The sequence below is a fragment of the Candidatus Poriferisodalis sp. genome, from assembly GCF_965205175.1.
In the GTDB taxonomy this organism is placed as follows: Bacteria; Actinomycetota; Acidimicrobiia; order Acidimicrobiales; family Poriferisodalaceae; genus Poriferisodalis.
The window spans coordinates 1,296,482-1,319,496 of sequence record NZ_OZ242038.1 but is presented as its reverse complement, the minus strand read 5'-3'; the positions used below and the strand labels follow the sequence as shown (position 1 = coordinate 1,319,496).

Genomic DNA, 23,015 nt, shown 5'->3' with positions numbered 1-23,015 from the left:
TGGCTCTTGCGATGCTGTCTCTCCACGGCGTGCTGCCGCTCCGCCGCGTCCGCAGTGTCGACCCCAAGCGTCGCCTCACCGCAAGGAGCACGCATAACGTCAGGCAATGGCCGAGCAGGGATACTCGTTGGCGGACCGCGGTGAGCGCACGCGGGTGAATGTCGGCGGGCGCTCGCTGCGGCCGTGCGGCACCTGGGCAGCATTCCAGCGCCACCAATCGCGGGACGAAGCGCTCTGCGAGGCGTGCGCTGAAGCAGCACGGCGCTGGCCGCTGTACAAGAGAGCACGCGACCGCTACCGCCGCGCTCGCAAGGCAGGCACCGACCCACGCGAGCTGGAGCGCTTGGCCGAGGAGATGCTGCGGCTGGAGATCGAGTACCGGTCGCTTGAACGAGTCAGCGACACGCCGCAGCCGCCCGGCAGACGGTGGACCGTCTATCGCTTCGACTTCGAGAACGGCCAGCAGTACGTCGGCATCACGCAGCGATCGGCGTGGGCTCGCGAAGCCGAGCACATCTCCGGCGACAAACGCCTGAGGGGTGGCTCAGCCAGCATCAGCGCACTCGTAGCGCGAGGAGTCCGATATGAACACGTCATCGTTGCCACGGACCTGACCGAGGGCGAGGCGTACGAACTCGAAAGCAGACTCATCGCCGAACTCGACCGTCCGCTGAATGTGAAGGGCGTGATCCGCTAGCGGCCTCAACCGGCAGCCACAGAACTGGCAGCCACGACAGCAGCACGGCTCGCGCCTGCGCCGCTTCCAGGCGGAGCCTGAGCAAGGCCTCCGCCGCCCACCATCCCAACGCCCGACACCCACGCCCCACATCGATGCCCCCAACATCCATGCCCACGCCGCCGACATCAGCACCAGCAGTCGACGCTTGAACACACGCAAGCAACACGACAGACAACACCCGCACTTGCGTCAGTTGCACATGCACACCTGCGGGATTGGCTAGAGTTCAACGATTGTTCAGGTACTGCAAGTCCTGCTGGCGGCCGTCGGCCGAAACGAGGGGTGTGTTCGAAATGAATCGTACAAGAGTTCGGCCTGTGTTGATCCGCCGGGTCGCAGCCGCCACAGCGGCAGCGGCGCTGGCGGCTGTGGTGGGCTTCGTGCCATCAGCATCCGCCGCGGAATCGGCGGATGCCTACATCACCGGCGGCGAGACTTGGTTCGAGTCCGACTGCAAGGGCAATGCGCCGGTGGTGGTCGGCTCCGACGCAACGGCGCAGTCCGATCTCTACAGCGCTGTGACGCTGGCGGCGGGCATCGACAGCGACTGTGTAGTGCTGGCGGGGGCGCGCGACAGCGACATGGCCGCCGAACAGCGAAAGCGGCTCGACGCGTCCGAGACGGGCGGCTACGTAGTCGGCGGCGTCGAAGCAGTCCCGGCCGCAAAGATCAGCGGACGCAACCTGGTGCGCCTTGCCGGCAAAGACCGCTGGCACACGGCACTGCTGGTGGGCGCCGCTATTGCGGGCCGTGACGTCACCGGCGCAGCGGCAGCACCGCCGGCGCCGGACGCAGCGGGGTCGAAGGCAGCCGCAGCGGGAGCGGCCGGTGCGTACATCGCGGGCGGCGAGGGCTGGTTCGGATCAGACTGCGACGGCGATACGCCGATCGTGGTCGGTTCCGATGCAGATGCACAGTCAGATCTGTACAGCGCTGTCACCTTGGCCGGCCTCATCCGCAGCGACTGCGTGATCCTCGCGGGTGCGCGCGGTGGCGAGATGGCTGCCGAACAACGAAAGCGGCTCGACGCTGCCGCCGCGGGCGGCTACGTGGTCGGCGGCGTCGACGCAGTCCCGGCCGCAAAGACCGCCGGGCGTGACGTGATCCGTTTCGACGGCAAAGACCGGTGGGCAACTGCGCAGTTGATTGCAGCGCACGCCAGCGGCTACACGGCCATCGCCGCGGGTGCCAACCACACCTGCGCCATACGGACCGACCGCGGCGTGACGTGCTGGGGCGACAACCAGCACCAGCAGAACGACGCGCCGGACGGCACCTACGCCTCCATCGCAGCGGGCGACGGCCATACGTGCGCCATCAGGACCAACGGCACCATTGCCTGCTGGGGCAACGGGACCACACTGCGAGGCCTCAGCGGCACCTACACCGCCATCGCAGCCGGCGCCAACCACACCTGCGCCATAGCAACCAACGGCACCATCAGCTGCTGGGGCAACCACACCGAGCTGGAAGACGTCAGCGGTACCTTCACCGCCATCGCAGCCGGCGCCAACCACACCTGCGCCATAGCAACCAACGGCACCATCAGCTGCTGGGGCAACAACCAGCACAAACAAGCCAACGCACCCAGCGGCACCTTCACCGCCATCGCAGCCGGCGCCAACCACACCTGCGCCATAGCAACCAACGGCACCATCAGCTGCTGGGGCAACAACCAGCACAAACAAGCCAACGCACCCAGCGGCACCTTCACCGCCATCGCAGCCGGCGCCAACCACACCTGCGCCATAGCAACCAACGGCACCATCAGCTGCTGGGGCAACCACACCGAGCTGGAAGACGTCAGCGGTACCTTCACGGCCATCGCAGCCGGCGCCAACCACACCTGCGCCATCAAGTCCGACCGCGGCGTGACGTGCTGGGGCGACAACGCACACGGACAGACCAACGCGCCCTGACCTCGAAGCGCCGGTCGCCGGCATCACGGCGCTTGGCATCACCGCAATCCGCCTCGCGGCGGTGCCCCGCCCCGTCGAGGCATCGCCGCAGGGCAAGACAGCAAGAGGCACGCCGGTGCGACATGTGTTGATCGTGGCCAATCAGACGCTCATCGGCAGCCACCTGCACGAGCGGGTCGAGCACATCTTGGCGGCGGATCCCGAGACCCGATTCCACATCGTGGTGCCCGCCGCGGGTGCCAACGGCCCTGACCCCGCACGAGCGCTCGCCGGCGCACGCCGCCGTCTCAGCCAAGGATTCGAGGCACTTGACGACATCGGTGCCCGCGTCACCGGCGAGATCGGCCCCGCGCACCCGATCGTGGCGGTCAACTTGGCGATCGACCGGCTGCGTCCGGACCTCATTATCTTGAGCACGCTTCCGGCCGGCGCCAGCAGGTGGCTGCATCTCGACTTGCCGCACAGGCTTCAGCGGCGGTTCGGCGTGCCCGTCGAGCACATCTCCGCAGAGACGCAGACCGTCGAACGTCGAGGCACCTTCGAGCCGCCGGTGCTCCACGCTCCCGATGACACGGTTCACGTGCTGCTCGCCGAGGAGAATCAGCACGACATCGACGTGATCGCATTAGCGCTGGCCGAGGCGGGCACGCGCAACCAGCTTCGCGTGGCCCACGACGGTGCAAGTGCGCTGTCGTTCATGCGCTCGGTGGGGCCGTCGGAGGTCGACCTCGTCCTGTTCGACCTCAAGCTGCCGGTGGTCAGCGGGTTCGACCTGCTCGCCGAAGTCCGCAGCGACGACGAGTTCGACGAGGTGATGATGGTAGCGCTGACAACCGACGAGACTGCCGACGACCGCTCCCGCGCCTACGACCTCGGTGCCGACGCGTTCGTGACGAAGCCGCCTGACTACAGCCAGATGGCCCACGTCATCGACGACCTGCTGGCCGAAGTGGCCGGGTAGCCGGGTCGTCGGCGGGCAGCACGGGGAGAGGGAGCCACGTGAGCGACACCGCGGCCACCGCCCCCCGGGTGCCGGATAGCGAGATCCCTCAAACGACGATCAAGGTGGCAATGGAGACGTCCTGGTGGGCGCGGCTTCACCCCATCGGATGGCTGGCGGGATCGGTGATCGTGATCGCCGTCGTCGTCAGACTGCTGGCCACCACCGAGTACTGGATCGGCAATCTGGCCTGGTGGAACTGGCTGGTGCTCGCGGGCGCGCTCGCGATGGGCTTCTGGCACGACGGGCTCGACCGGGTGCGCAGGAGCCTCGAGTCCATCGCTACCGTCAGCAGGACCATTGCGTGGATCCTGGCTTGGGTCGTCTTCTTGCTGCAGCTGTTCAACGTCATCACCCGCTACAGCAACGACCTGGTGGAAGCCGACATCCTCTTCGGCGAGACGGCCAGCTTGGCTTGGCAGTCGTTCGGGTTGATGTTCCTGCTCGCCGTCAACTTCGGCGTGCGCGACGGTGTGAATCCGCGCATCGACTTCTGGTGGGCGAACTTCAGCGACAAGCGCAAGGCCTGGCTGGACTTCGTCATCCATGCTGGGTTGCTGCTGCCGTTCATCGTCATGGCCGTCCGCATCCTCAAGAGCTACGCCGCCACCTCGCTGGGTCGAAGGCACAACGGCGAATGGCCGAGCGGCTGGCGCGTCTGGGAGAGCTGGGAGCAAGCCGTCGATGCCGGCGGCTTGCCCGTGGGCCCGATCAAGGTGATGATCCTGGTGGCGTTCGTGCTGTTCGGCCTGCAGATCATCGCCGAGCTGATCAAGACAGGATTCGTGATAATCGGCGACAACAAGCGGGGCAACATCGTGGAACTCGACTCACCCCTGCGCGTCGAGTAGCCGCGCTGTGAGTCATCTGCTGGCGATCTTCGGCATGGACACGGGCGTCTTCTTGGCCCTGACGATGTTCATCGTGTTCATGGCCATGATCCTCACCGGCTACAACGTGGCCTTCTCCTTCGCGGCGACGGCCTTGGCATTCGCGTTCATCGGCGATCTCACCGGCTCGTTCAACGCAGCCACGCTCAACACCTTGCCCGCACGCTGGTTCGGCGCCATCAGCGACCCAGTGCTGCTGGCGGTGCCGCTGTTCGTGCTGATGGGCGCCATCCTGGAGCGGTCCGGCATGGCAGAGCGGCTGCTCAATGCCGTCGGCATGCTCATGGGCGCTCTGCGCGGTGGCGTCGCTGCGGCAGTAGTGCTGGTAGGCACGCTGCTGGCGGCCGCCACCGGCGTGGTGGCCGCAACCGTCATCGTGATGGGGCTGCTCTCGCTGCCGGCGATGGTGCGCCTCGGCTACGACAACAAGCTGTCCACCGGCGCCATCGTGGCGTCGGGCACCCTCGCCCAGCTCTTGCCGCCGAGCATCGTGCTGATTCTGCTGGCGCAGCAGATGGGAGTGGGCATCTTGGGCCTGTTCGCCGGAGCGCTGCTGCCCGGTCTGCTGCTGAGCGGACTCTACGTGGCCTATGTGCTGATCGTGTCGTGGTGGAAGCCGGCGCTGGGTCCGGCCATGCCGGTCGCCGAGCGCAAGCTGGACGGCAACCCCTCGATGCAGACCAAAGCGCTGATCGCAACGCTGCTGGGATTCATGGTCGGCTGCGTCATGCTGCTGGCAAGCCTGCGGACTGCGGTCGTCGCCGCGGTGCTGGTGTTCGCCGCGAGCTTGGCGATCATGTCGGTCACCAAGATGCTGGCCTGCGAAGTGCTCATCGCCATCGTGCCGATCGTGGTGCTGATCCTGGGCGTGCTGGTGTCGATCTTCCAAGGCATCGCCACACCCTCGGAATCGGGCGCTGTGGGGGTGTTCGGGGCGCTGGCGCTCACCGGCTTGAACTGGCTGTTCGACCGCCTGCTGTTGCGCGAAGGCGCGGCGCACATCACGCCGCAGTGGCGGCTCAACCGGTCAGCAGTGGTGCAGGCGGGGAAGTCGACTGCCAGCGTGGTGGTGCTGGTGATGACGCTGCTGTTCAGCTCCACCTTCTTCAGCGCGATGTTCTTTCAGCTCGGCGGCTCCGATCAGACCTCGGCTTGGCTGACCGCGATCGGCGGCGGCAAGTGGGGCTTCGTCATCATCGCCATGGTGGCCGTGTTCCTGCTGGGCATCAACTTGGAGTTCCTGGAGATCACCTTCATCGTGGTGCCGATCTTCGTGCCGGCGATGGAGGTACTCGGCTTCACTCCCGACGAGAAGGTCTGGTTCGCAGTGCTCATGGCCGTCAACTTGAACATGGCCTTCATCTCGCCGCCGGTGGGCTTCTCGCTCTTCTACCTCCAAAGCGTGGCGCCGCCCACGGTGCGCACCGCGGACATCCACAAGGGCGCACTCCCGTTCATGGCACTGCAGTCCGTCGCGCTCGTCGTTCTCGGAGCGTTCCCCGGCATCACCTACACCTCGCTGAGTCTGTTCAGTTGAGCCGGTGCAGCTGAGCCTGTGCAACTGACTGCTGTCAGCAAGCTTGTTCAGCACAGTGCCGGTCGAGCTGCCGGTCAGGGTCTAGCCGCCGGTCAGGCAAGCGGTGCTGTGGCCTCGGCTCGCACGGGGTTGCCGATGTGCAATGGCCAAAGTGCGACAGCCGATGTGGTAGCGTGCCGGAGTCAAGCATGCGCAGTAGGCGCTTCGGAGGAGAGGTAACCGCAGATGACCATAGACAACGGCGCTGGTTCGGCGACCGAGGTTGACGCCAACCCGGACGGGGACGCCTCGGGCAACGGCATCAACCGAAGGTCGTTTCTCAAGGCAGGTCTCGGCGTTGCCGGTTTCGCCGCTGCGACGACGTTGCTGAATGCGTGCAGCTCCGACGCGGACGACAACGGCGCTGCCGCGACCACGTCCTCGGAAGGTCCCGCCGGCACCGACGCTCCCACCACCTCAGTGGCCTTGACCCAAGGCGGACCCGAGATCGAGTGGGAGATGGCGACCAGCTGGCCTGCGGCATTGGTGACGCTGTTCGGCTCGGCTCAGCACTTTGCGGAGCAGGTGAGCCTGCTCACCGGCGGCAAGTTCAAGATCAACCCCCGTCCGGCCGGCGAGATCGTGGGAGGGCTCGAAGTGCTGCCCACCGTTCGCGATCTCGGCGTGCAGTCGGGCCATACGGCGTCCTACTACTACGTGGGCCTCAGCCCGGTGCAGCAGTTCGGCACCGCGGTCCCCTTCGGTCTGACACAGCGTCAGCAGAACGCTTGGCTCTACCAAGGCGGCGGCTTGGAGACGCTCAACGAGTTCTATGCCGAAGAGCACGGCATCATCGCCTTCCCAGCCGGGGGCACCGGTTGCCAGATGGGCGGCTGGTTCACCAAGGAACTCAACTCCGTCAATGACCTGCAGGGCCTGAAGATGCGCATCCCAGGTCTGGCGGGCCGCGTGCTGGAGAAGCTCGGCGGCGAGCAGGTCACCTTGCCTGGCGGGGAGATTCTCCCGGCGATCCAGCAAGGAGCAATCGACGGGGCCGAGTTCGTCGGCCCGACCGACGACCTCATCTTGGGCTTGGACCAGTTCGACGGCCCCCTGTACTACTACCACCCTGGCTGGTGGGAGCCCGGAACGGCCGTGGAAGTCCAGTTCCCGCTGTCGCTGTGGAACGACCTGCCTTCGGAGTACCAAGCGGCGATCGAGATCGCCGCTGCTGCGACGAACATCAACACCATCGCAGACTACGACGTACGCAACCAGGCCGACCTGCAGCGCATCAAGCAGTTCGCCAGCATCCGGCAGTTCCCGGACGACATGATGGCCGCGTTCAAGGAAGAGACCGAGAACGTCCTCGACGAGGTGGCCGCAGGTGACCCTCTGTTCGCCGCCATCTTGGGTCCGTGGCGTGAGTTCCGTGACGGCATCTCAGAGTGGCACGGCTTGGCCGAGCGGTCGTACCTGACTCAACAGACACAGATGTAGCGGTCACAGCAGCGCGACAACGACGACACCGCCACGCTCGTCGGCTGCGCTGCTGTGCATCCGTTCAGATTCGGCGTCCAGTACGGCAAGCCGGAGAGTCCGCAAGCCTTGCGCGAGACGGCGCGCAAGGTCGAGGACTTGGGCTACTCGTCGCTGTTCTGCCACGATCACTTCTGGGACAGCTGGTCTGCCATCGTGCATCCGGCAATTGCCGCCGAGAACACCACCACGCTGCGGGTCGGCACGTTGGTGTATGCAGCCGACTACCGGCATCCGGCCGTGCTGGCGAAGGACTTCGCCACCCTCGACCTGATAGCTGAGGGACGCACCGAGTTCGGCATCGGTGCCGGCTGGCTGACCGAAGACTACCAGCAGGCCGGCATCCCGCTCGACCGGCCTGGGGTGCGCATCGACCGCATGATCGAAGCCTTGGAGGTCATCCAGGGCCTGTGGAGCGGCGAGCCGTTCCAGTACCACGGCGAGCACTACCGGATCGCCGGCATGGTTGGGCGCCCGCTGCCCTGCAGGCCAGGCGGGCCGCCGGTCATCATCGGCGGCGGCGGCCGGCGGGTGCTGACCGAGGCGGCCCGTCGTGCCGACATCATCAGCCTGAACCCGAATCTTCGGTCGGGCACCGTGGGCGCGGACGCTGCACGCAGCTCTGTGGCAGCGGAGTTCGCGCTGCGGCGGCAGTGGATCGCCGACGCCGCGGGCGACCGACTCGCCGACATCGAGATCCAGCTCAATACGTTCATGGCGCTCGTCACCGAGGATCCCGACAGCGTCTTCGCCCAGTTCGCTCCGGGCTTCGGCCTGACCGTGGAGGAGGCTCGGGAGGTGCCGTTGGTGCTGGCCGGCACGGTCGAGGGCATCTGCGAGCAGCTGCACCACCACCGCGAGACCTACGGCGCGAGCTACATCGTCATCCACGACCCTGAAGTCGAGGCGATGGCGCCGGTGGTCTCTCGGCTCGCCGGCACCTGAGCAGCGCGGCCGCAGCTTCCTACTCGGTGCCCCAGAGGACTCTGTCACACCGCTGACGTAGCTTCACCAGCGTGCCTGGACACTCCACAGGATTCACCGTTCGGCTCGTCGAATACGGGCAGCCGGCCTGCGACGAGCTTGCTGCTTGCGTGAACGCTGCCAAGGCGGACGACCCGTTCGCGCCGGTGACCGTGCTGGTACACAGCAACCACGAGGGCGTTGCGCTGCGCCGCGAGCTCACTCGGCTGCGAGCCGCGCTGCCTGCGCCTGCGAGGCCGCATCAGTCAGGGCTTTCGGAGTCACATCAAGAGGTACCTCAGACAACACGGCAGGGGACGCACTCGGCAGTTCGTCGCGGGCTCGTCGCCATCGAGTTCTGGACACTGCAGCGTCTGGCCGACGAGTTGGGGTCCGCGCAGCTGCGTGCGCAGGGGCGTCGGCCGATCAATGACCTCATCGTGGCTGCGGCAATTCGCCAAGAGCTCAAGGCAGCGCCGGGCATGTTCGTCGATGTCGCAGAGCACTCGGCCACTGAGGCATCGCTGCTGCGGGCGCTCGGCGAGGTGCGTTCGCTTCGCGCCGACCAGCGCCGTCAGCTCCAGCAGTCTGCTTCCGCCCGGGTGCGTGAGGTTGCCGGTTTCGTCCAAAGGGTCTCGCAGCGGTGGGAGGCGCAGCAGTACTACGACCTCGACGCACTGTTCGACCAGGTCGCCGAGCATGTGCGATCACTTGACGAAGCCGACACAGAGCAGCTGCGGCAACGCCTCGGACTCACGGTGCTGCACCTGCCTCGCGCCCTGCCGCCGAACCAAATGCGCTTGGCACAGGCGGTCGCCGGCGCTGTGGACATCGTGGTGCACTTGGGCGTCACCGGCAATGCAGAGGCAGATCGGCCGGCGCGCCGGCTCTACAACATGCTCGGCGCGGTTACCGCTCGCACCACCAGCCGCGCAGCGACGAGCGGGGACGCAGTGTGCGAAACGCCCGCAGAGCCGTTCGACGCCGGCGGCACCGGCGGTATCCACGAGGCAACCGCCGATCGCATCATCAGCGTCACCGATCCTGACGAGGAGGTGCGCACGGTCGTGCGTGCGGTGCTCGAGGATTTGAGCGACGGCACAGCAGCCGACGACATCGCCGTGTTGATGGCTGCAGACACCCCGTATGCGCGTGCCGTGGCCGAGCAACTCGACGCAGCGGGGGTTGCATGGAACGGCGATGCTGCGCAGTCGCTCGCCGAAAGCGTCGTCGGGCGCTTCGTCACCAACCTGATGCGGCTGGCCGTCGAACAACGACTGAGACGTGTCGACGTCATGACGATGCTGGCCGAGGCACCCTTGCGCAGGCCGTACCGGACTGCACACAGCACTGAGCAAAGCAGCACTGAGCAAACCGCGACGCAGGGCGCGGAGCACGCCGGCGAGCACGACACCTCGCGCGGCAACACGCAGAGCACACCGGGCCGTGGGCCGATTCCGGCGGCTGCGTGGGAGCGACTGGCGCGCGCCGCCAATGTCGTCGAGGATGCCGACTGGGTCGCCGCCGACAGCGCGAGCGCTCGGGCGGGCGACCCGAACACGCGATTCGGCCGCTTCATGCACATGCTGGATGCGCAGATCGCCGTCGCGGAGTCCGACCCGGAAGCCAGCGAAGCTCGGCTCGTCCGCTTGCGCGCCGACCGTGAGCGCTGTGCGGACTTGGCCGAGTTCGTCTTCGATTTGTCACAGCGCATCAGCGTGGCCGCATCGTTGCGCAGGTGGCGAGAACTCTCCGACTGGCTGCGCGAACAGATCGCCCGCTTCCTCGGCGGCACCACCGACGACGACTGGGTCCCGGTGTGGAACGTCGAGGGCGAAACTTCCCGTCGCGGCGCGAGCGACTGCGGCGTCGGCCTCCACTCCGCTGACGCGGGCCGGATCGCGGACACGCACGCGCTCTGGGAGGCCGAACGTGCCGCTGCCCAGCGAATCGACAGCATCGCTGAACGGCTTCGCACGCTCGACGCTGTTGAGCCCGTCGCCGATGCTTCGCTGCTCCTTGGCACGCTGCAGTCGCAGCTGGCCGCGCCGCACGGGCTGAGCGGGCGCGTCGGCACGGGAATCTTCGTAGGCAGAGTCGGAAGCCATGCTGCGGTCCCCCGGCGTCGGCTGTACCTGCTGGGCATGGCCGAGGGCACCTACCCCCTGCGGCAGTTGCCTGACAGCCTCATCGGCGATGCCGACCGGCATGCAGGCGCGCTGACCCGCCGCTCCGAGCGGACCGATGCGCAGCATCGTGACCTGCTGGCCGCGCTGGCGTGCTGCATCGGCCGGAGCACCGTCACCATTGCACGCGGCGACCTGCGACGCAACGCGGAGAACGTGCCCACTCGCTGGCTGTTGCCGACAGCCCAGCGGCTGGCCGCGGCGGCACCGTGCCCCAGCGACGACTTCTCCGGCGGCTATCTCGATGCCGACAATCTGACTGCGGCGGCGGCATCGGGATCCATCGACGGCTTGAGCGTCAGCCACTCGTACATGAGCGGGCTGGTGCAGGCTCGATTCCCGGCAACCCCAGCCGAGTACGACAGCCGGGAACTGCTGGCAGCAGCCGCGAACGGCGACCTCCACCGCCATCGGCTGTTCGCTGAGGCTGACACGCGCTCGAGCACTGGTGACAAGGCGTTCGCCCGTGGAGTTGCACTGTGGCGAGGGCGCCAGAGCCGTCGGTTCACTCGCTTCGACGGCAATCTGCGCGGCGTCTTCGACGAACAAGGCAAACAGGACGAACATGCGGGCTTCGACCGCGTACTGTCTGCGAGCCGCCTGGAGGCGTGGGCCACGTGTCCGCGAAAATTCCTGTTCTCGTACCTCCTCGGCATCGACGAAGTGGTCGAGCCGGAGTCGATCATTCGTCTCAGCCCCATCGACCGGGGCCGGCTCATCCACGAGTCGCTCGACGAACTGCTGCGCGAGCTGATCGACGCGGCTGTGACGCCCGAAGATCTGCCAGGACTCCGTCGCCGCTACAGCGAGTTCGACCGCGAACGTCTCATGGAGATCGGCGAGGCGAAGGCGGCAGAACTCGAAGCGATCGGCGCTACCGGTTTGGAGCTGCTGTGGAGCTTCGACCGCGAGACGCTGCTCGCCGACCTCATCGAAGTGCTCGATCGCGACGAGCACCGCAGCGACTCCGCGAATGCTGTCCATGCCGCAGCTCGCGGCAGCGTCATCGCATCCGAACACCGATTCGGACTCGGCCCCGCCGGCGCGGATCGGCCGCCAGGACCCAGCGCAGCACCCGAGGTGCGCTATGCGCTGGAGTCGGGACGCGTGCTGCGCTTCCGCGGCGCTATCGACCGGGTCGAACGCCTGGCCGGCACCAGCGCAGACTGCCGATCGGGCCGTCAGGCGGAAAAGGCCGGAACTCTGGTGGTGATCGACTACAAGTCCGGTTCCGAACGGCCCTACACGGACATTCGTATGCCCACCAAGCGTTCGACACGCCGAGACGACCCGACGCTGCGCGGCACCAGGCTGCAGCTCGGCGTGTACGCGTTGGCAGCCGCGCACCATTTCGCACCCGGCACTGCCGTGACCGAAGCGGTGCATCAGGCCGCCTATTGGTTCGTCTCCGGACGTGCCGACTGGGCGTGGGTGACCCGCCAGATGGACCAGCTCTACTTCGAGCGATTCAACGCCGTGCTGACGGCCATCGTCGATGGCATCGACGACGGCGTGTTCGTCGGTTACGTGCGCCAGGGCGACGACCGCGCCGGCTTCACGCCGTGCCCCTACTGCGATCCCGACGGCACCGGCACTGCGGAGGTCGCACGCCAATGGCAGCGCAAGCGGGACGACCGCGCGCTGGCCGGCTTCGCTCGCTTAGCGGAAGACTTGGACGTTGGTGACCCGCAGGGCGCGAGCCTCGGCGCTGCAGCGCATCGGCACGGCGACATGGCCAGCCACGGAGACGGCAGGTGATGCCGTCCGACCGACGCAGCCCGGCCGTGCTGCCCGACCCTGCTGCGCTGACCAGCAACGCTGCGCCGGCCGGCAATGCTGTGCTGCCAGACCAAGCCGAGCGTGACCTGATCGCCGCCGATGCCAACAGTTTGCTGTTCGTCGAAGCGGGCGCGGGCACCGGCAAGACGACCGCCCTCGTGGATCGGATCGTGTCCATGGTGACCGGCGCGGGCAGCTTCGAGCCGGTGCCGATGTCGGCCATCGCTGCGATCACGTTCACCGACAAAGCCGCCGCGGAACTTCGCAACCGCGTGCGCGCTGAGCTGAACAAAGCGCTGGGCACCGCGTCGCGCGACCAGCACGGACTGGTGCGCGCCGCATTGAGCGAACTGGACGGCGCGGCGGTGGGCACCCTGCACAGCTTCGCGCGCCGCATTCTGGCGGAGCACCCTGTCGAAGCGGGCCTTCCCCCGTCATTCGAGACGCTCGACGAGATCGCCTCCGAAGTGGCCTTCGACGAGCGGTGGGACCTGTTCTTCTGCGATCTGATGTCCGACGAATCGATGCGCTGGCCGGTGGGCATGCTCGACGCTGTCGGCATCGGGCCGGGGCATGTGCGCGATCTGGCCCGAGTGCTCAACGCCAACTCCGATCGGCTGGGCTGGCCCCCGCATGCGGCACGAGATACACCGCTCGAGGTTTCGCGCATCGAGAAGCTCGCGAGGCAACTCGCCGAACGCCGCAGCGAGTGCTTCAAGCCCGCCGGCTGCAAGCTGCACGCTTCGTTCGGTCCGATCAGCGCCTTGGTCCGGCACCTCGGAAACGCCCGCAATGACCGCGAGCGTCTGCGTGTGCTGACCCGGGCGAACATCCCCAAGGTGGCCAACAAGGGCAAGAAGGACGACTGGCCCGACGTCGCGGCCGTCCGCGACGGGTTCGCAGCGCTGGCCGAGGCAATCGACACCAGCGCGGGTGCGGCAGTGGCGGAAGCCCTGGCGCAGGTGGTCGAGCGACTGCGTGGCTTCACCGTCAACAGCGCCGAGCATCGACGGCGCATGGGCAGCCTGGAGTTTCACGACCTGCTCACCCAGGCGCGATGGCTGCTGCGCGACAGTCCGGCGGCGGGTGACGTTCGCGCTGCGTTGGCCGCCCAGTACCAGCGGCTGATGCTCGACGAGTTCCAGGACACCGACCCGATTCAGATCGAGCTGGCGCAGCTCATCGCCTTTCCCGACGGCATCAGCACGAACAGAACAAACACCGGGTCGGCCCGTCCGGAACGACTCTTCTTCGTCGGCGATCCGAAGCAGTCCATCTACCGCTTCCGCCGAGCCGACATCGCGCAGTATCAGGCGGCTCAGTCCACGTTCGGCGAACAGCTGGGGTCGGTGATCGCCTTGAGAACCAACTTCCGGACGCTGCCGGGCATCGTGGCCTGGGTCAACGAGGTCTTCGGCCGCCTCATCACCGAAGTTGCCGGTCTGCAACCCCCGTATCGCGCGTTGAGCGCCGGGCGCCGCCTGCCGGCAGCAGACCTAACTGCAGCAGATCTAGCTGCTGAGCCTCGGGTCGGCATCGTGGGACTGCTCCCCCACCCGCGCAAGATGCCGATCAGCGAGGTGCGCGAGGCGGAGAGTGCCGATGTGGCCCGCGTGATCCAGACGATCTTGAGCCAACCTTGGACGGTCATCGACCCCAGAACCAATCAGGCGCGGCCCGCGCGGGCGAACGACATCGCCGTGCTCATACCCAAACGGACGGGCCTGTCGCAGCTCGAAGACGCGCTGACCGACGCGGACATCTCGTTCCGTCTCGAAGCCGCCTCATTCGTGTGGCGCACCCAGATGGTGCGCGACCTGATGATGTGCCTGCGAGCGGTGTCGGACCCCACCGATGCCCTCGCCACAGCCAGCGCGTTGCGCACACCCGTCTATGGATGCGGCGACGACGACTTGTACCTGCACCGGCGGCACCACCACGGCTCATGGAACTGCACCGATCCGCGACTCAACGACGCGCAGCCCACGCCCGTGGTCGAAGCGCTTCGGCATCTGCTGTCGCTGCACCAGCGCAGCGCCGTGCTGGGGCCTGCTGCACTCCTCGATGCGCTGGTGCGGGAGCGTCGCCTCTACGAGCAGGTGGCCACCCGGGCCCGACCGCGTGATGGCTGGCGACAGATTCGCTACCTCATCGACCAAGCACGGGCCTGGTCGGACAGCCAGCACGGCGGCCTGCGCGGCTTCTTGGCGTGGGCCAGAGGGCAAGCCTCGGAGAACTCCCGCATCACCGAGTCGATCCTGCCCGAATCCGACGATGAGGCAGTACGCGTCATGACGATCCATGCCGCCAAGGGCCTCGAGTTCCCGATGGTCATCGTCGCAGGACTGCAGGACAAACCGCGCAAGCGAGCCGGCGTGCAGGCGATCTTCGCAAGCGAGGGCTCGCCGCCGGACATGTCGCCAGAGCTACGGCCGCCAGAGATGACGTCCCCAAAGACGCAGCCGCCGGAGATACGCCTGAGCGGCACGGTGAACTCGCTCGGCTTCGACAACCGCAACGACGAGGAACTCGAGGCGCTGCACTACGAGCGCTTGCGGCTGCTCTACGTGGCCTGCACGCGGGCACGCGACCACCTGATCGTGTCCGTACACCGCAAGGAGCCGCCGAAGAGCACTCGCGAATCGCACAACATGGAAAGCGGCGAGCTGCTGTTCGCCGCACTGGAAGCCGACGACGGCTCGGTCCCAGGCGATCTGCGGCAGGGCCGCACCTGGCAAGCGTTCGAGCATCTGGCCGGCAACCATCGTGCCGGCACCCAAGCCGACAGCCATGCAGGCATCACCGAGACCGGCACAAACGTCGGCGGCACCACAGACAGCCGTGCCCATGGCCGCGCAGGCAGCACCGAAGCCGATGCCGGCGCCCCAAGCGCCGATGACACTCCCGTGACCGGCGTTCTGACGCGGACTCCTGGATCGAGATTCGAGAACCGCGAGGAATGGCTGCGGTGCCATGCTGCGGCGGGCGGGGCGAGCAGAACCGTGTCGCATCTCAGCGCGTCTGGGCTCGCCAGGCATCACGCGACGACCGCCGCTGCAGATGCTGCTGGCGGCGCCGCTGCGAACACCGAGGCAGGCAACAGCGTCGGCCACGCAGACCACAGCCCAGACCGGGCGGGCCCCAGACATCTTGCGGCACCGGCTGGAGGAAGACCTAGCCCCGATCGCCCGGGCCTCGGCGGCGGGCTCGACGCAGCCGGCCTGTCCAAGGACGACGCCAGTGCCGGTGTGCATGCCGGTGCCCGCACCGCTGTCGGCGATGCGGGCGACACGTGCGGCTTCAGCGCCGACGGCGTGCCACCGGTGCGCCGAGGTCGCTACGGCACGGCGTTGGGGAGCGCGGTGCATGCAGTGCTGCAGAGCATCGACATCGCAGGCAGCTCGTCGCACCACACCGAGATGCTGCGGACGCTGGTGGACGTATGCGCACGCGACCACGGCGTGCCCAAGCAGGCAAGCGAGATCACCCGCCGGGTACGGGCTGCGCTCGGCAGCGAAACGTTGGCAGAAGCCGCACGCGGGCGCTACTGGCAGGAGGTCTTCGTCTCGGCGGCACTGCCGGACGGATTGGTGCTCGAAGGATTCATCGACCTGCTCTACGAGACGCCACAAGGCGGCTTGGTGGTGGTCGATTTCAAGACAGACGCGCTGGATGACCACCTCAGCGTCGAGCACAAGACCCGCTACTACCGGCTGCAGGGCGCAACGTACGCTTGGTGCGCACAACAGGCCACCGGTGCCGCAGTGGAACGGATCGTGTTCCAGTTCCTGTCTCCCGGAGGGCTGCGCGAAGGCGTGATCGAAGGCGACGATCTCGCGACTGCGCTGGACGAGGTGCCTACGAGCGCTCGCAGCGCTCGCAGCGCTGCTACTCGGCTCGTTCGAGGATGAACAGCTCCTCCGCGGGCTTGCCGATCACGACGGCGATGTGCTCGCCCGCCCTGCCGATCATCCCGTATACATGATCGAGTTCCTCATCGGAGACCGGACAGACCTCCCACGTCTGAATTCCACGTTGCAGCAGCACCATGCCGTCGCTCACATGGACCAACGTGACGGCACCCATGATCGTGACGTGATCCAGAACCAACGATGCGGTGTCCGACGCGGCACCATCGCCTGCGGCGCCTTCGGCTTCTGCGTCCTCGTCTGCTGCGTCCTCGTCTGCGATGTCGGGATCACTGACACTGGGATCCTCCGAACGGCTCGAGGCGAGCCGCGACGCGTCGAGTGGGAGCAGCGCCGTCGCGTGGATCATCCACTCAAGGCCGGCGCGCGCTGCAACGGCCGCACGCACATCGGCGTGGGCGACGGCCGGCCAACGCTCAGCGAAGCCCCCGTCCAACGGCGCTACCAGCCGGCTGGCTCGATGGATCTCGCGGACACGAGCCAAATCGCCGAGCAGTTGTGCCTGCTCGGCGCTCAGCGCGGTTTGGCCGGACTCTGCAGGTGACGGGCACTGGTCGTCCAGCCACAGACGCTCGATGCGCTCGATCACGATAGCGAAGTCCGCGACGCGGACGCGTGCGTCGAGCAATTCCCTGCCCACCGCCGACGGCGTGTCGTCATCGACGCGCAGGTAGCTCCAGCCCTCGCCCGTGTGGACTGCGATCACCTGTTCACGCTCGCATTCCAGCGATCGCGTCACTCCGAGAATCGCTCTGCGTCCGGGACGAGACACGTCCACGGCGACCACGTGCATGCGCCTTGCGTCGTCGGGAAGGCCGACGGGCTGCCAGTCGTCACCGTCGTGGGCGTACCAGCTAGCGCCGGCTCGGGCGACTGCGCTCGTTCCGCTGAACGAATAGCGCACATCCGGTCCCGCGACCCCTGCCAGCGGCCTCACCACCGCGGCAAACTCGACTGGCACCGATCCGCCGCTGGAACTCAGCTGCCCAGTCAGAGTTTCTGGTCCGTCACCGCCCGCCGCATCGCCGGATGCCCCCGCGTCGCCTGCAATCCGGCCTTCGGGCTCAGCGACGTCAGACTCATCAGACTCCGCGGCCCCGCCCGCGGGCGACGCGGCGTCGTACGTCGGCGATTCGTCAACAGCGCTGTCGCTCGTCGTCTGCTCAGCGTCGGGCGCAGGCTGGTCGCCGGTGACAGCGTCGGCACTGCGCACAGCGCCTCGTTCATCGCTGCGCTGGATGGAGTCTGCCGCCGCAGCTGTGACCACCTCTGCCTCAGCGACCGCGCCGATCTCGTCGTCGCCGTCCATCGCAGCGGTGAACTCTCCGAACTGGGCACCGCGCAACGACGCGAATCCGATTGCTGCCACCGCCGCCAGCGCGAGCGCACCCATACCGCCGCGCACGGCGATGCGGCGGCGCTGCAGCCGCGCCGCCCGTGCTTGGACATCGGCCAGCGAACCCGAGCCCACGCCCATCGATGATCCGGCACTGCGCAGTCCGTGCCGGAGCCGATCCTCAACGGTCACCGCATGTCCTGTTCTCTTGGTGCTGCATCTCGCGTTGCTGCATCAGCCGTTGACGCCGCATCTGGGCCTGCCTCGTCGGGTGCGGCGGGTGGCGCTACGGGAATGCGCCACTGCGCTTCGTCTAGTGCCGCATCCGGTGCTGCTGCAGCGGGTGCGGCTTCCTCAGGCGCTGTCTCGAGCGCACGGCGCAGCTGTGTCAGGCCCCGACTGAGGCGGCTCTTGACAGTGCCCGAGGAGATGCCCAGCGCCTCAGCGGTCGCAGCTACCGACCAGTCGAGGTAGAAGCGAGCCACGATCACCGCTCGGTGCGCATCGCTGAGAGACGCCAAGGCCCGCTCCAGATCCACATCTGGTGCTCGGTCCTCGGCGGCGTGCGGTTGTGCCATGAGCGCTCGCCGCTCACGTTCCCGGCGGACCCGTCTCAGCCACGACCTCGCCCAGTTCAATCCGACTCGGAAGATCCAGCCCTGCGGATTCGCATACGTGCTGACCTGCCGCCATCGCTGGCACGCTCGCGCGAATGCCTCGTCCGCAGCGTCGGCACCGAGAGCTGCGTCACGCAGCGCAAGCCCCAACGCACGCGCCAACTCGTTGCGGTGAGCCCCATAGAAGTCCTCGAACCGGATTGCCACTGCGTCGACCGCGACAACATCGTTCTCCGGTATCCCGTCAACGGCGTTCACGGCCCATCCTGAGCGAAGCGGTCCTGAGACCGCGACACCAGCCGCGCGCACCATCGCCGCGCCGTCGCGCCACTCTCGGTGTATCGATGCGACGTACATGCCGGTCATGCCAGGTCCCCACGAAGACTGCCTTCCCTTCAGACTCCCGCCGGACGGCTTCGGTTCCATGAAGATCGCCGCGCTTCGGCAAAGGTCTACGGCCTCCGCTGTGCTCACGCGTCCGATTCGGCCAGCGGGTCTGCTTCCCGCAGACGTCTCGCCACTTCGCCGGCAGCGAGTATCGCCTCGTCGGGGTCCGCTGCGCACGGGGTCATGTTCACGTGCCGGCAGCCGGCCTCGAGGTACGGCATGAAGAAGTCCACGACATCGTCTACGGTGCCGCACGGCGTGTACTTCTCGAACGCTGCGAACGGCACTCGGTAGAAGCGTTCGAGTTCGGGTCCGACGCAGGCCGATGCGCTTTGTCGGCTCTCGCCGATGCCCACCCACAGCTGCAGGCCATGGTCGGCAGCGGCAAAGGCACGAGCCGGCCCGGCCCGCTCAGCGTGCGCACGCCGGGCTGGTGCAGCCGCAGCTGGTGCGCGCTCGGTTTGAGCAGTCTCGGCGAAGAGGCTGAGCGCTGCTCGATAGCGCTCGGCTGAGCACCACGTCCCCAGCCATCCGTCGGCGAAGCGGCCCGCGCGACGAACAGCGGCGTCAGATCGCCCGCCGACGTAGACCCCGATGGGCGGATCGGGCGTCGGCGTGATGCGGGCGTCGCTCAGCGAGAAGAACTCACCGCGGTGATCTACGGCTTCACCGGCCAGCAGTCGCAGGACAATCCCGAGCGACTCGTCGGCACGGCGGCCACGGGTACGCGGATCGACGCCGCACAGCTCGACTTCGTGGCGGTCGTCGCCGCCGATGCCGACACCGAAGCTGATGCGCCCGGGCGCCATCTCGGCCAGGTTGGCCAGCTGCCGCGCGACGGGCACCGGGTGCCGCAGCGGCAGCAGGTACACGCCGAGGTACACGCCCAGATCCGGATGGAGGTTGGCCAGCGCCGCGGCGGTGACCATGCCGTCGTTGCCGTGACCGGTGCGGAAGCTGACGTGGTCCGCGAAGAACACGTGGTCGAAGCCGGCCTCGGCGACCAGCTCGATGCGGCGCCTGCGCTCCGCCCAGGGCCGCGACCAGAGATTGATGTCGGGCGTGACGCCGACGCGCATCGGCGGCGCCGTGAGCGGTCTAGCAGTCGGCGCCGCGTTCGGCTCAGAGGTCGCCTCGGTGGCCGGCGCCGGGACCGGCGCCGTTGCGCTCACGCTGTGCGGCTCGGGGTGCTGGTAGTCATGTCGCCAGTCTCGCTGCCGACAGGCTCGATACCCGCCATTGCAGCGGCAGCAGTTCCCGTGCCCGCAGTTCCGGCATCAGCGGTTCCCGTGCCGGCAGTTGCGGCGGCGGCAGGCTCGGCACCGCTGCTGTGGCGCTGTGGCGGCACTGGGGGCCGAGCGAGCACGAAGAAGGTCATCCCTACCGCCGTCATGGCCGACAGCACGACGAACGCCAGTGTGTAGCTGCCGGTCACGTCTGCCATCCAACCCGCCCACAGCGGCCCGAGCACGGTGCCGATCAGCACGATGGAGGAGCTGATGCCCATGATCGTGGCGAACGAGGAGGCGCCGAAGTAGTCCGCCCGCAGCGCCTGCATGAGCGGGCCGCGTGCGCCCCAGGCCAGACCGTGCAGCACGACGAACAGCGCAACGACCCAGAAGCGGCCGGACCACGCCAGCAACAAGAGCGCCACAGCGTGACCGCACATGGCCACCGAGGCGATGAGCCGCTTGTTGACCCTGTCGCCGAGATAGCCGCCGAGCGCCATGCCGGCGACCTGCACCAGCGGGAGCGCAGCGGCCACAAAGCTGGCCTGCTGCAGCGAGTAGCCCCGCTCGGAGGTCAAGAAGAGCTGCAGGTGCGCCATCACGACGCCCACCACGAACAACGCGCTCATGTGTCCCAGCGAGATCATCCAAAAAGCGCGGGTGCGCATGGCCTCGGTCGCGGTGAAGTGGGTGTCGCTGAGCCCTTCGGCTCGCACGGTCTTGCCCTTGGCGACGACGCTGGCGCCTCCGTCGACCTGCTGGCCGAAGTCGGCTGGACGGCCTTCGAGGTACTTCGCGAGCCACCACGCTACGGCTGCACCCCCGACGCCGGTCACAGCGGCGGTGGCGCGCCAGCCGAATCGTGTGAAGCACAGCACGACGAGCGGCAGGCACAGGCCGCCGACGCCGAGACCCATGCCGCCGACCGACAGCGCTCGGGCGCGCAGCGCCTCGAACCAGCGCACGATCGAGACCGTCACCGTGACGAAGCCGCAGAAGCTGGTGCCCACGGCGATGCACAGGAACGCCAGATAGAAGTGCCACAGCGTCTGCAGCATGCTGAAGCCCACGAAGCCGGTAGCCATGAACATCGCGCCGACCCGAGCGATGACGCGGGGGCCGAAGCGGTCGAGCAGCCAGCCTTGCACGGGGCCGAGCAACGCCGTCTCGGCGCGGTTCATGGCGAACGCACCAGACAGTGCGGTCTTGCTCCAGCCGTACTCCTTCTCCAGCTCGACCAAGTACGAGCCCATCGCATGCATGACCAGCGCGGACTGCAGGCCCTGCATCACTGCCCCGGCGCCCACCACCTTCCAGCCGCGGAAGGCGGTGCTGCGTTTCGGCATCGGTACATCCTGCCCGATCCGGCCTCCTGCGTGTCGGCCCACCGGTCAGCACTAGTCTCTGGGATGCTGGTGGCCTGCGGGATGCTGCTGGTACCCGGCTCGGGCGCTGTCGGCGCCTGCTGCCCGCAACGTCGGGGAGACTCGATCATGGCCACGCTCATCAAGGGAGGCACGGTGGTCGGCCCGACCGGAGCGGATCCGGCCGAGGTGCTGATCGACGGCGAGCAGATTGTGGCCGTTCTGCAGCCGAGCAGCGACATCGCGATCACCGTCGAGCAGGGCGCCGAAGTCGTGGATGCAACCGGGCGCCTGGTGGTGCCCGGCGGCGTGGACGTGCACACCCACATGGAGCTGCCCTTCGGCGGCACGTTCGCCTCCGACACCTTCGAGACAGGTACGCGGGCGGCCGCTTGGGGCGGCACCACCACCATCGTCGATTTCGCCGTGCAGCGGCGCGGCGAGAACGTTCGGCGCTGCCTGGACGAGTGGATGGCCAAGGCCGAAGGCAACTGCGCCGTCGACTACGGCTTCCACATGATCATCGGCGGTGTCGACGACGACTCGCTCGCCGAGATGGATCTGCTGGTGGACGAGGGCATCACGAGCTTCAAGCTGTTCATGGCCTATCCGGGAGTCTTCTTCGCCGACGACGGCCAGATCCTCAGAGCGATGCAGCGCGCCGCCGGCAACGGCGGGCTGATCATGATGCACGCCGAGAACGGCTTGGCCATCGACGTGCTGGCGGCCCAAGCATTCGACCGAGGCGAGCGCGCCCCGGTCAACCACGGCTACGTGCGCCGCACCGAACTCGAGTCCGAGGCCACCCACCGGGCGATCCAGCTGGCCAAGGTGGGTGCGGCGCCGCTGTACATCGTGCATCTCTCGGCTTCGGAAGCACTGGAGCAGGTGGCGCTGGCACGCGACACCGGCATGAACGTGTTCGCAGAGACCTGCCCGCAGTACTTGCACCTGAGTCTGGAGGAGCATCTCGATCGGCCGGGCTTCGAGGGTGCTGCCTACGTGTGCTCGACGCCGCTCCGCTCCCGCGCCGAGGGCCACCAGGACGCGTTGTGGCGGGGACTGCGCACCAACGATCTGGCGGTGGTGTCCACTGACCACTGCCCGTTCTGCATGAAGGAGCAAAAGGAGCTGGGGCTGGGCGACTTCCGGGCGATCCCCAACGGCATCGGCGGCGTCGAGCACCGCATGGACTTGATCTTCCAAGGCGTGGTCTGCGGCGAGATCGATCTTTCCCGATGGGTGGAGCTCTGCGCTACCACGCCGGCACGGATGATGGGCCTGTATCCGCGCAAGGGGATCATCGCCGCCGGCTCAGACGCCGACATCGTGATCTATCACCCCGAGCGGCGGTGGGTCATCAGCGCGGACAACCACCACATGAACATCGATCACTCCGCCTACGAGGGGGTCGAGGTGACCGGATGTGTCGAGACCGTGTTCTTGCGCGGGCGCCGAATCGTCGACAACGGCAAGTATCTGGGCGGCGCCGGCGATGGCCGCTACTTGACGCGAGGACTGTGCCAGTACCTGCGGTAGAGCTGGGCCAGTACCTGCGGTAGAGCTGGGCCAGCACCAGCGGTACAGCTGGCTTCGGCGGCAACGGTGCCGTTTCGGAGAAC

General features: G+C 67.5%; 14 protein-coding genes. 10 read left to right on the top strand and 4 right to left on the bottom strand.

Going from position 1 to position 23,015, the window contains the following annotated elements; all coding sequences use genetic code 11:
* The first annotated feature begins 106 nt into the window (after positions 1–106).
* The 9 genes from ACOGI4_RS05805 (at position 107) to ACOGI4_RS05765 (ending at position 16,442) form a co-directional block, all read left to right on the top strand.
* Complete coding sequence (locus ACOGI4_RS05805) at positions 107–697, top strand: GIY-YIG nuclease family protein (protein WP_419842977.1); 591 nt, start codon at positions 107–109, stop codon at positions 695–697.
* A gap of 359 nt (positions 698–1,056) precedes the next feature.
* Entirely contained in the window at positions 1,057–2,658 is a 1,602-nt protein-coding gene (locus ACOGI4_RS05800; protein WP_419842976.1) for an RCC1 domain-containing protein, read from the top strand.
* Between the two features lie 133 nt (positions 2,659–2,791).
* Complete coding sequence (locus tag ACOGI4_RS05795) at positions 2,792–3,619, top strand: response regulator (RefSeq protein ID WP_419842975.1); 828 nt, start codon at positions 2,792–2,794, stop codon at positions 3,617–3,619.
* Between the two features lie 38 nt (positions 3,620–3,657).
* A complete protein-coding gene (locus ACOGI4_RS05790) occupies positions 3,658–4,509 on the top strand; it encodes a TRAP transporter small permease subunit (protein WP_419842974.1) in 852 nt (283 codons plus the stop codon).
* A gap of 7 nt (positions 4,510–4,516) precedes the next feature.
* The gene (locus tag ACOGI4_RS05785; RefSeq protein ID WP_419842973.1) at positions 4,517–6,085 is read left to right on the top strand and encodes a TRAP transporter large permease; all 1,569 of its coding nucleotides are present in this window, start codon (positions 4,517–4,519) and stop codon (positions 6,083–6,085) included.
* Between the two features lie 225 nt (positions 6,086–6,310).
* Complete coding sequence (locus tag ACOGI4_RS05780; RefSeq protein WP_419842972.1) at positions 6,311–7,564, top strand: TRAP transporter substrate-binding protein; 1,254 nt, start codon at positions 6,311–6,313, stop codon at positions 7,562–7,564.
* Positions 7,565–7,618: 54 nt separating this feature from the next.
* Entirely contained in the window at positions 7,619–8,548 is a 930-nt protein-coding gene (locus tag ACOGI4_RS05775; protein ID WP_419842971.1) for a TIGR03621 family F420-dependent LLM class oxidoreductase, read from the top strand.
* Positions 8,549–8,619: 71 nt separating this feature from the next.
* The gene (locus ACOGI4_RS05770) at positions 8,620–12,510 is read left to right on the top strand and encodes a PD-(D/E)XK nuclease family protein (protein WP_419842970.1); all 3,891 of its coding nucleotides are present in this window, start codon (positions 8,620–8,622) and stop codon (positions 12,508–12,510) included.
* A complete protein-coding gene (locus ACOGI4_RS05765; protein ID WP_419843098.1) occupies positions 12,510–16,442 on the top strand; it encodes a UvrD-helicase domain-containing protein in 3,933 nt (1,310 codons plus the stop codon). The genes ACOGI4_RS05770 and ACOGI4_RS05765 overlap by 1 nt, the downstream gene beginning before the upstream one ends.
* Here ACOGI4_RS05765 and ACOGI4_RS05760 read toward each other — a convergent pair.
* The 4 genes from ACOGI4_RS05760 to ACOGI4_RS05745 form a co-directional block, all read right to left on the bottom strand.
* Positions 16,420–17,988 (bottom strand): hypothetical protein, encoded by a 1,569-nt coding sequence (locus ACOGI4_RS05760; protein ID WP_419842969.1) that lies wholly within the window; start codon positions 17,986–17,988, stop codon positions 16,420–16,422. The two genes, ACOGI4_RS05765 and ACOGI4_RS05760, sit on opposite strands and share 23 nt — an antisense overlap.
* Entirely contained in the window at positions 17,985–18,779 is a 795-nt protein-coding gene (locus ACOGI4_RS05755; RefSeq protein WP_419842968.1) for a sigma-70 family RNA polymerase sigma factor, read from the bottom strand. Before ACOGI4_RS05755 ends, ACOGI4_RS05760 begins: the two co-directional genes overlap by 4 nt.
* Positions 18,780–18,883: 104 nt before the next feature.
* Positions 18,884–19,972, bottom strand: a complete 1,089-nt coding sequence (locus tag ACOGI4_RS05750; protein WP_419842967.1) for an LLM class flavin-dependent oxidoreductase — start codon at positions 19,970–19,972, stop codon at positions 18,884–18,886.
* Positions 19,969–21,375, bottom strand: a complete 1,407-nt coding sequence (locus ACOGI4_RS05745; protein ID WP_419842966.1) for an MFS transporter — start codon at positions 21,373–21,375, stop codon at positions 19,969–19,971. Before ACOGI4_RS05745 ends, ACOGI4_RS05750 begins: the two co-directional genes overlap by 4 nt.
* A gap of 147 nt (positions 21,376–21,522) precedes the next feature.
* Here ACOGI4_RS05745 and hydA point away from each other — a divergent pair, with 147 nt between their 5' ends.
* The gene (gene hydA, locus ACOGI4_RS05740) at positions 21,523–22,932 is read left to right on the top strand and encodes a dihydropyrimidinase (RefSeq protein ID WP_419843097.1); all 1,410 of its coding nucleotides are present in this window, start codon (positions 21,523–21,525) and stop codon (positions 22,930–22,932) included.
* Positions 22,933–23,015: the final 83 nt, after the last annotated feature.

Coding starts and splice junctions, on each gene's coding strand:
- ACOGI4_RS05805 (WP_419842977.1), top strand. CDS start 107: ATGGCCGAGCAGGGATACTCGTTGGCGGACCGCGGTGAGCGCACGCGG.
- ACOGI4_RS05780 (WP_419842972.1), top strand. CDS start 6,311: ATGACCATAGACAACGGCGCTGGTTCGGCGACCGAGGTTGACGCCAAC.
- ACOGI4_RS05765 (WP_419843098.1), top strand. CDS start 12,510: ATGCCGTCCGACCGACGCAGCCCGGCCGTGCTGCCCGACCCTGCTGCG.
- ACOGI4_RS05755 (WP_419842968.1), bottom strand. CDS start 18,779: ATGACCGGCATGTACGTCGCATCGATACACCGAGAGTGGCGCGACGGC.
- ACOGI4_RS05745 (WP_419842966.1), bottom strand. CDS start 21,375: ATGCCGAAACGCAGCACCGCCTTCCGCGGCTGGAAGGTGGTGGGCGCC.
- hydA (WP_419843097.1), top strand. CDS start 21,523: ATGGCCACGCTCATCAAGGGAGGCACGGTGGTCGGCCCGACCGGAGCG.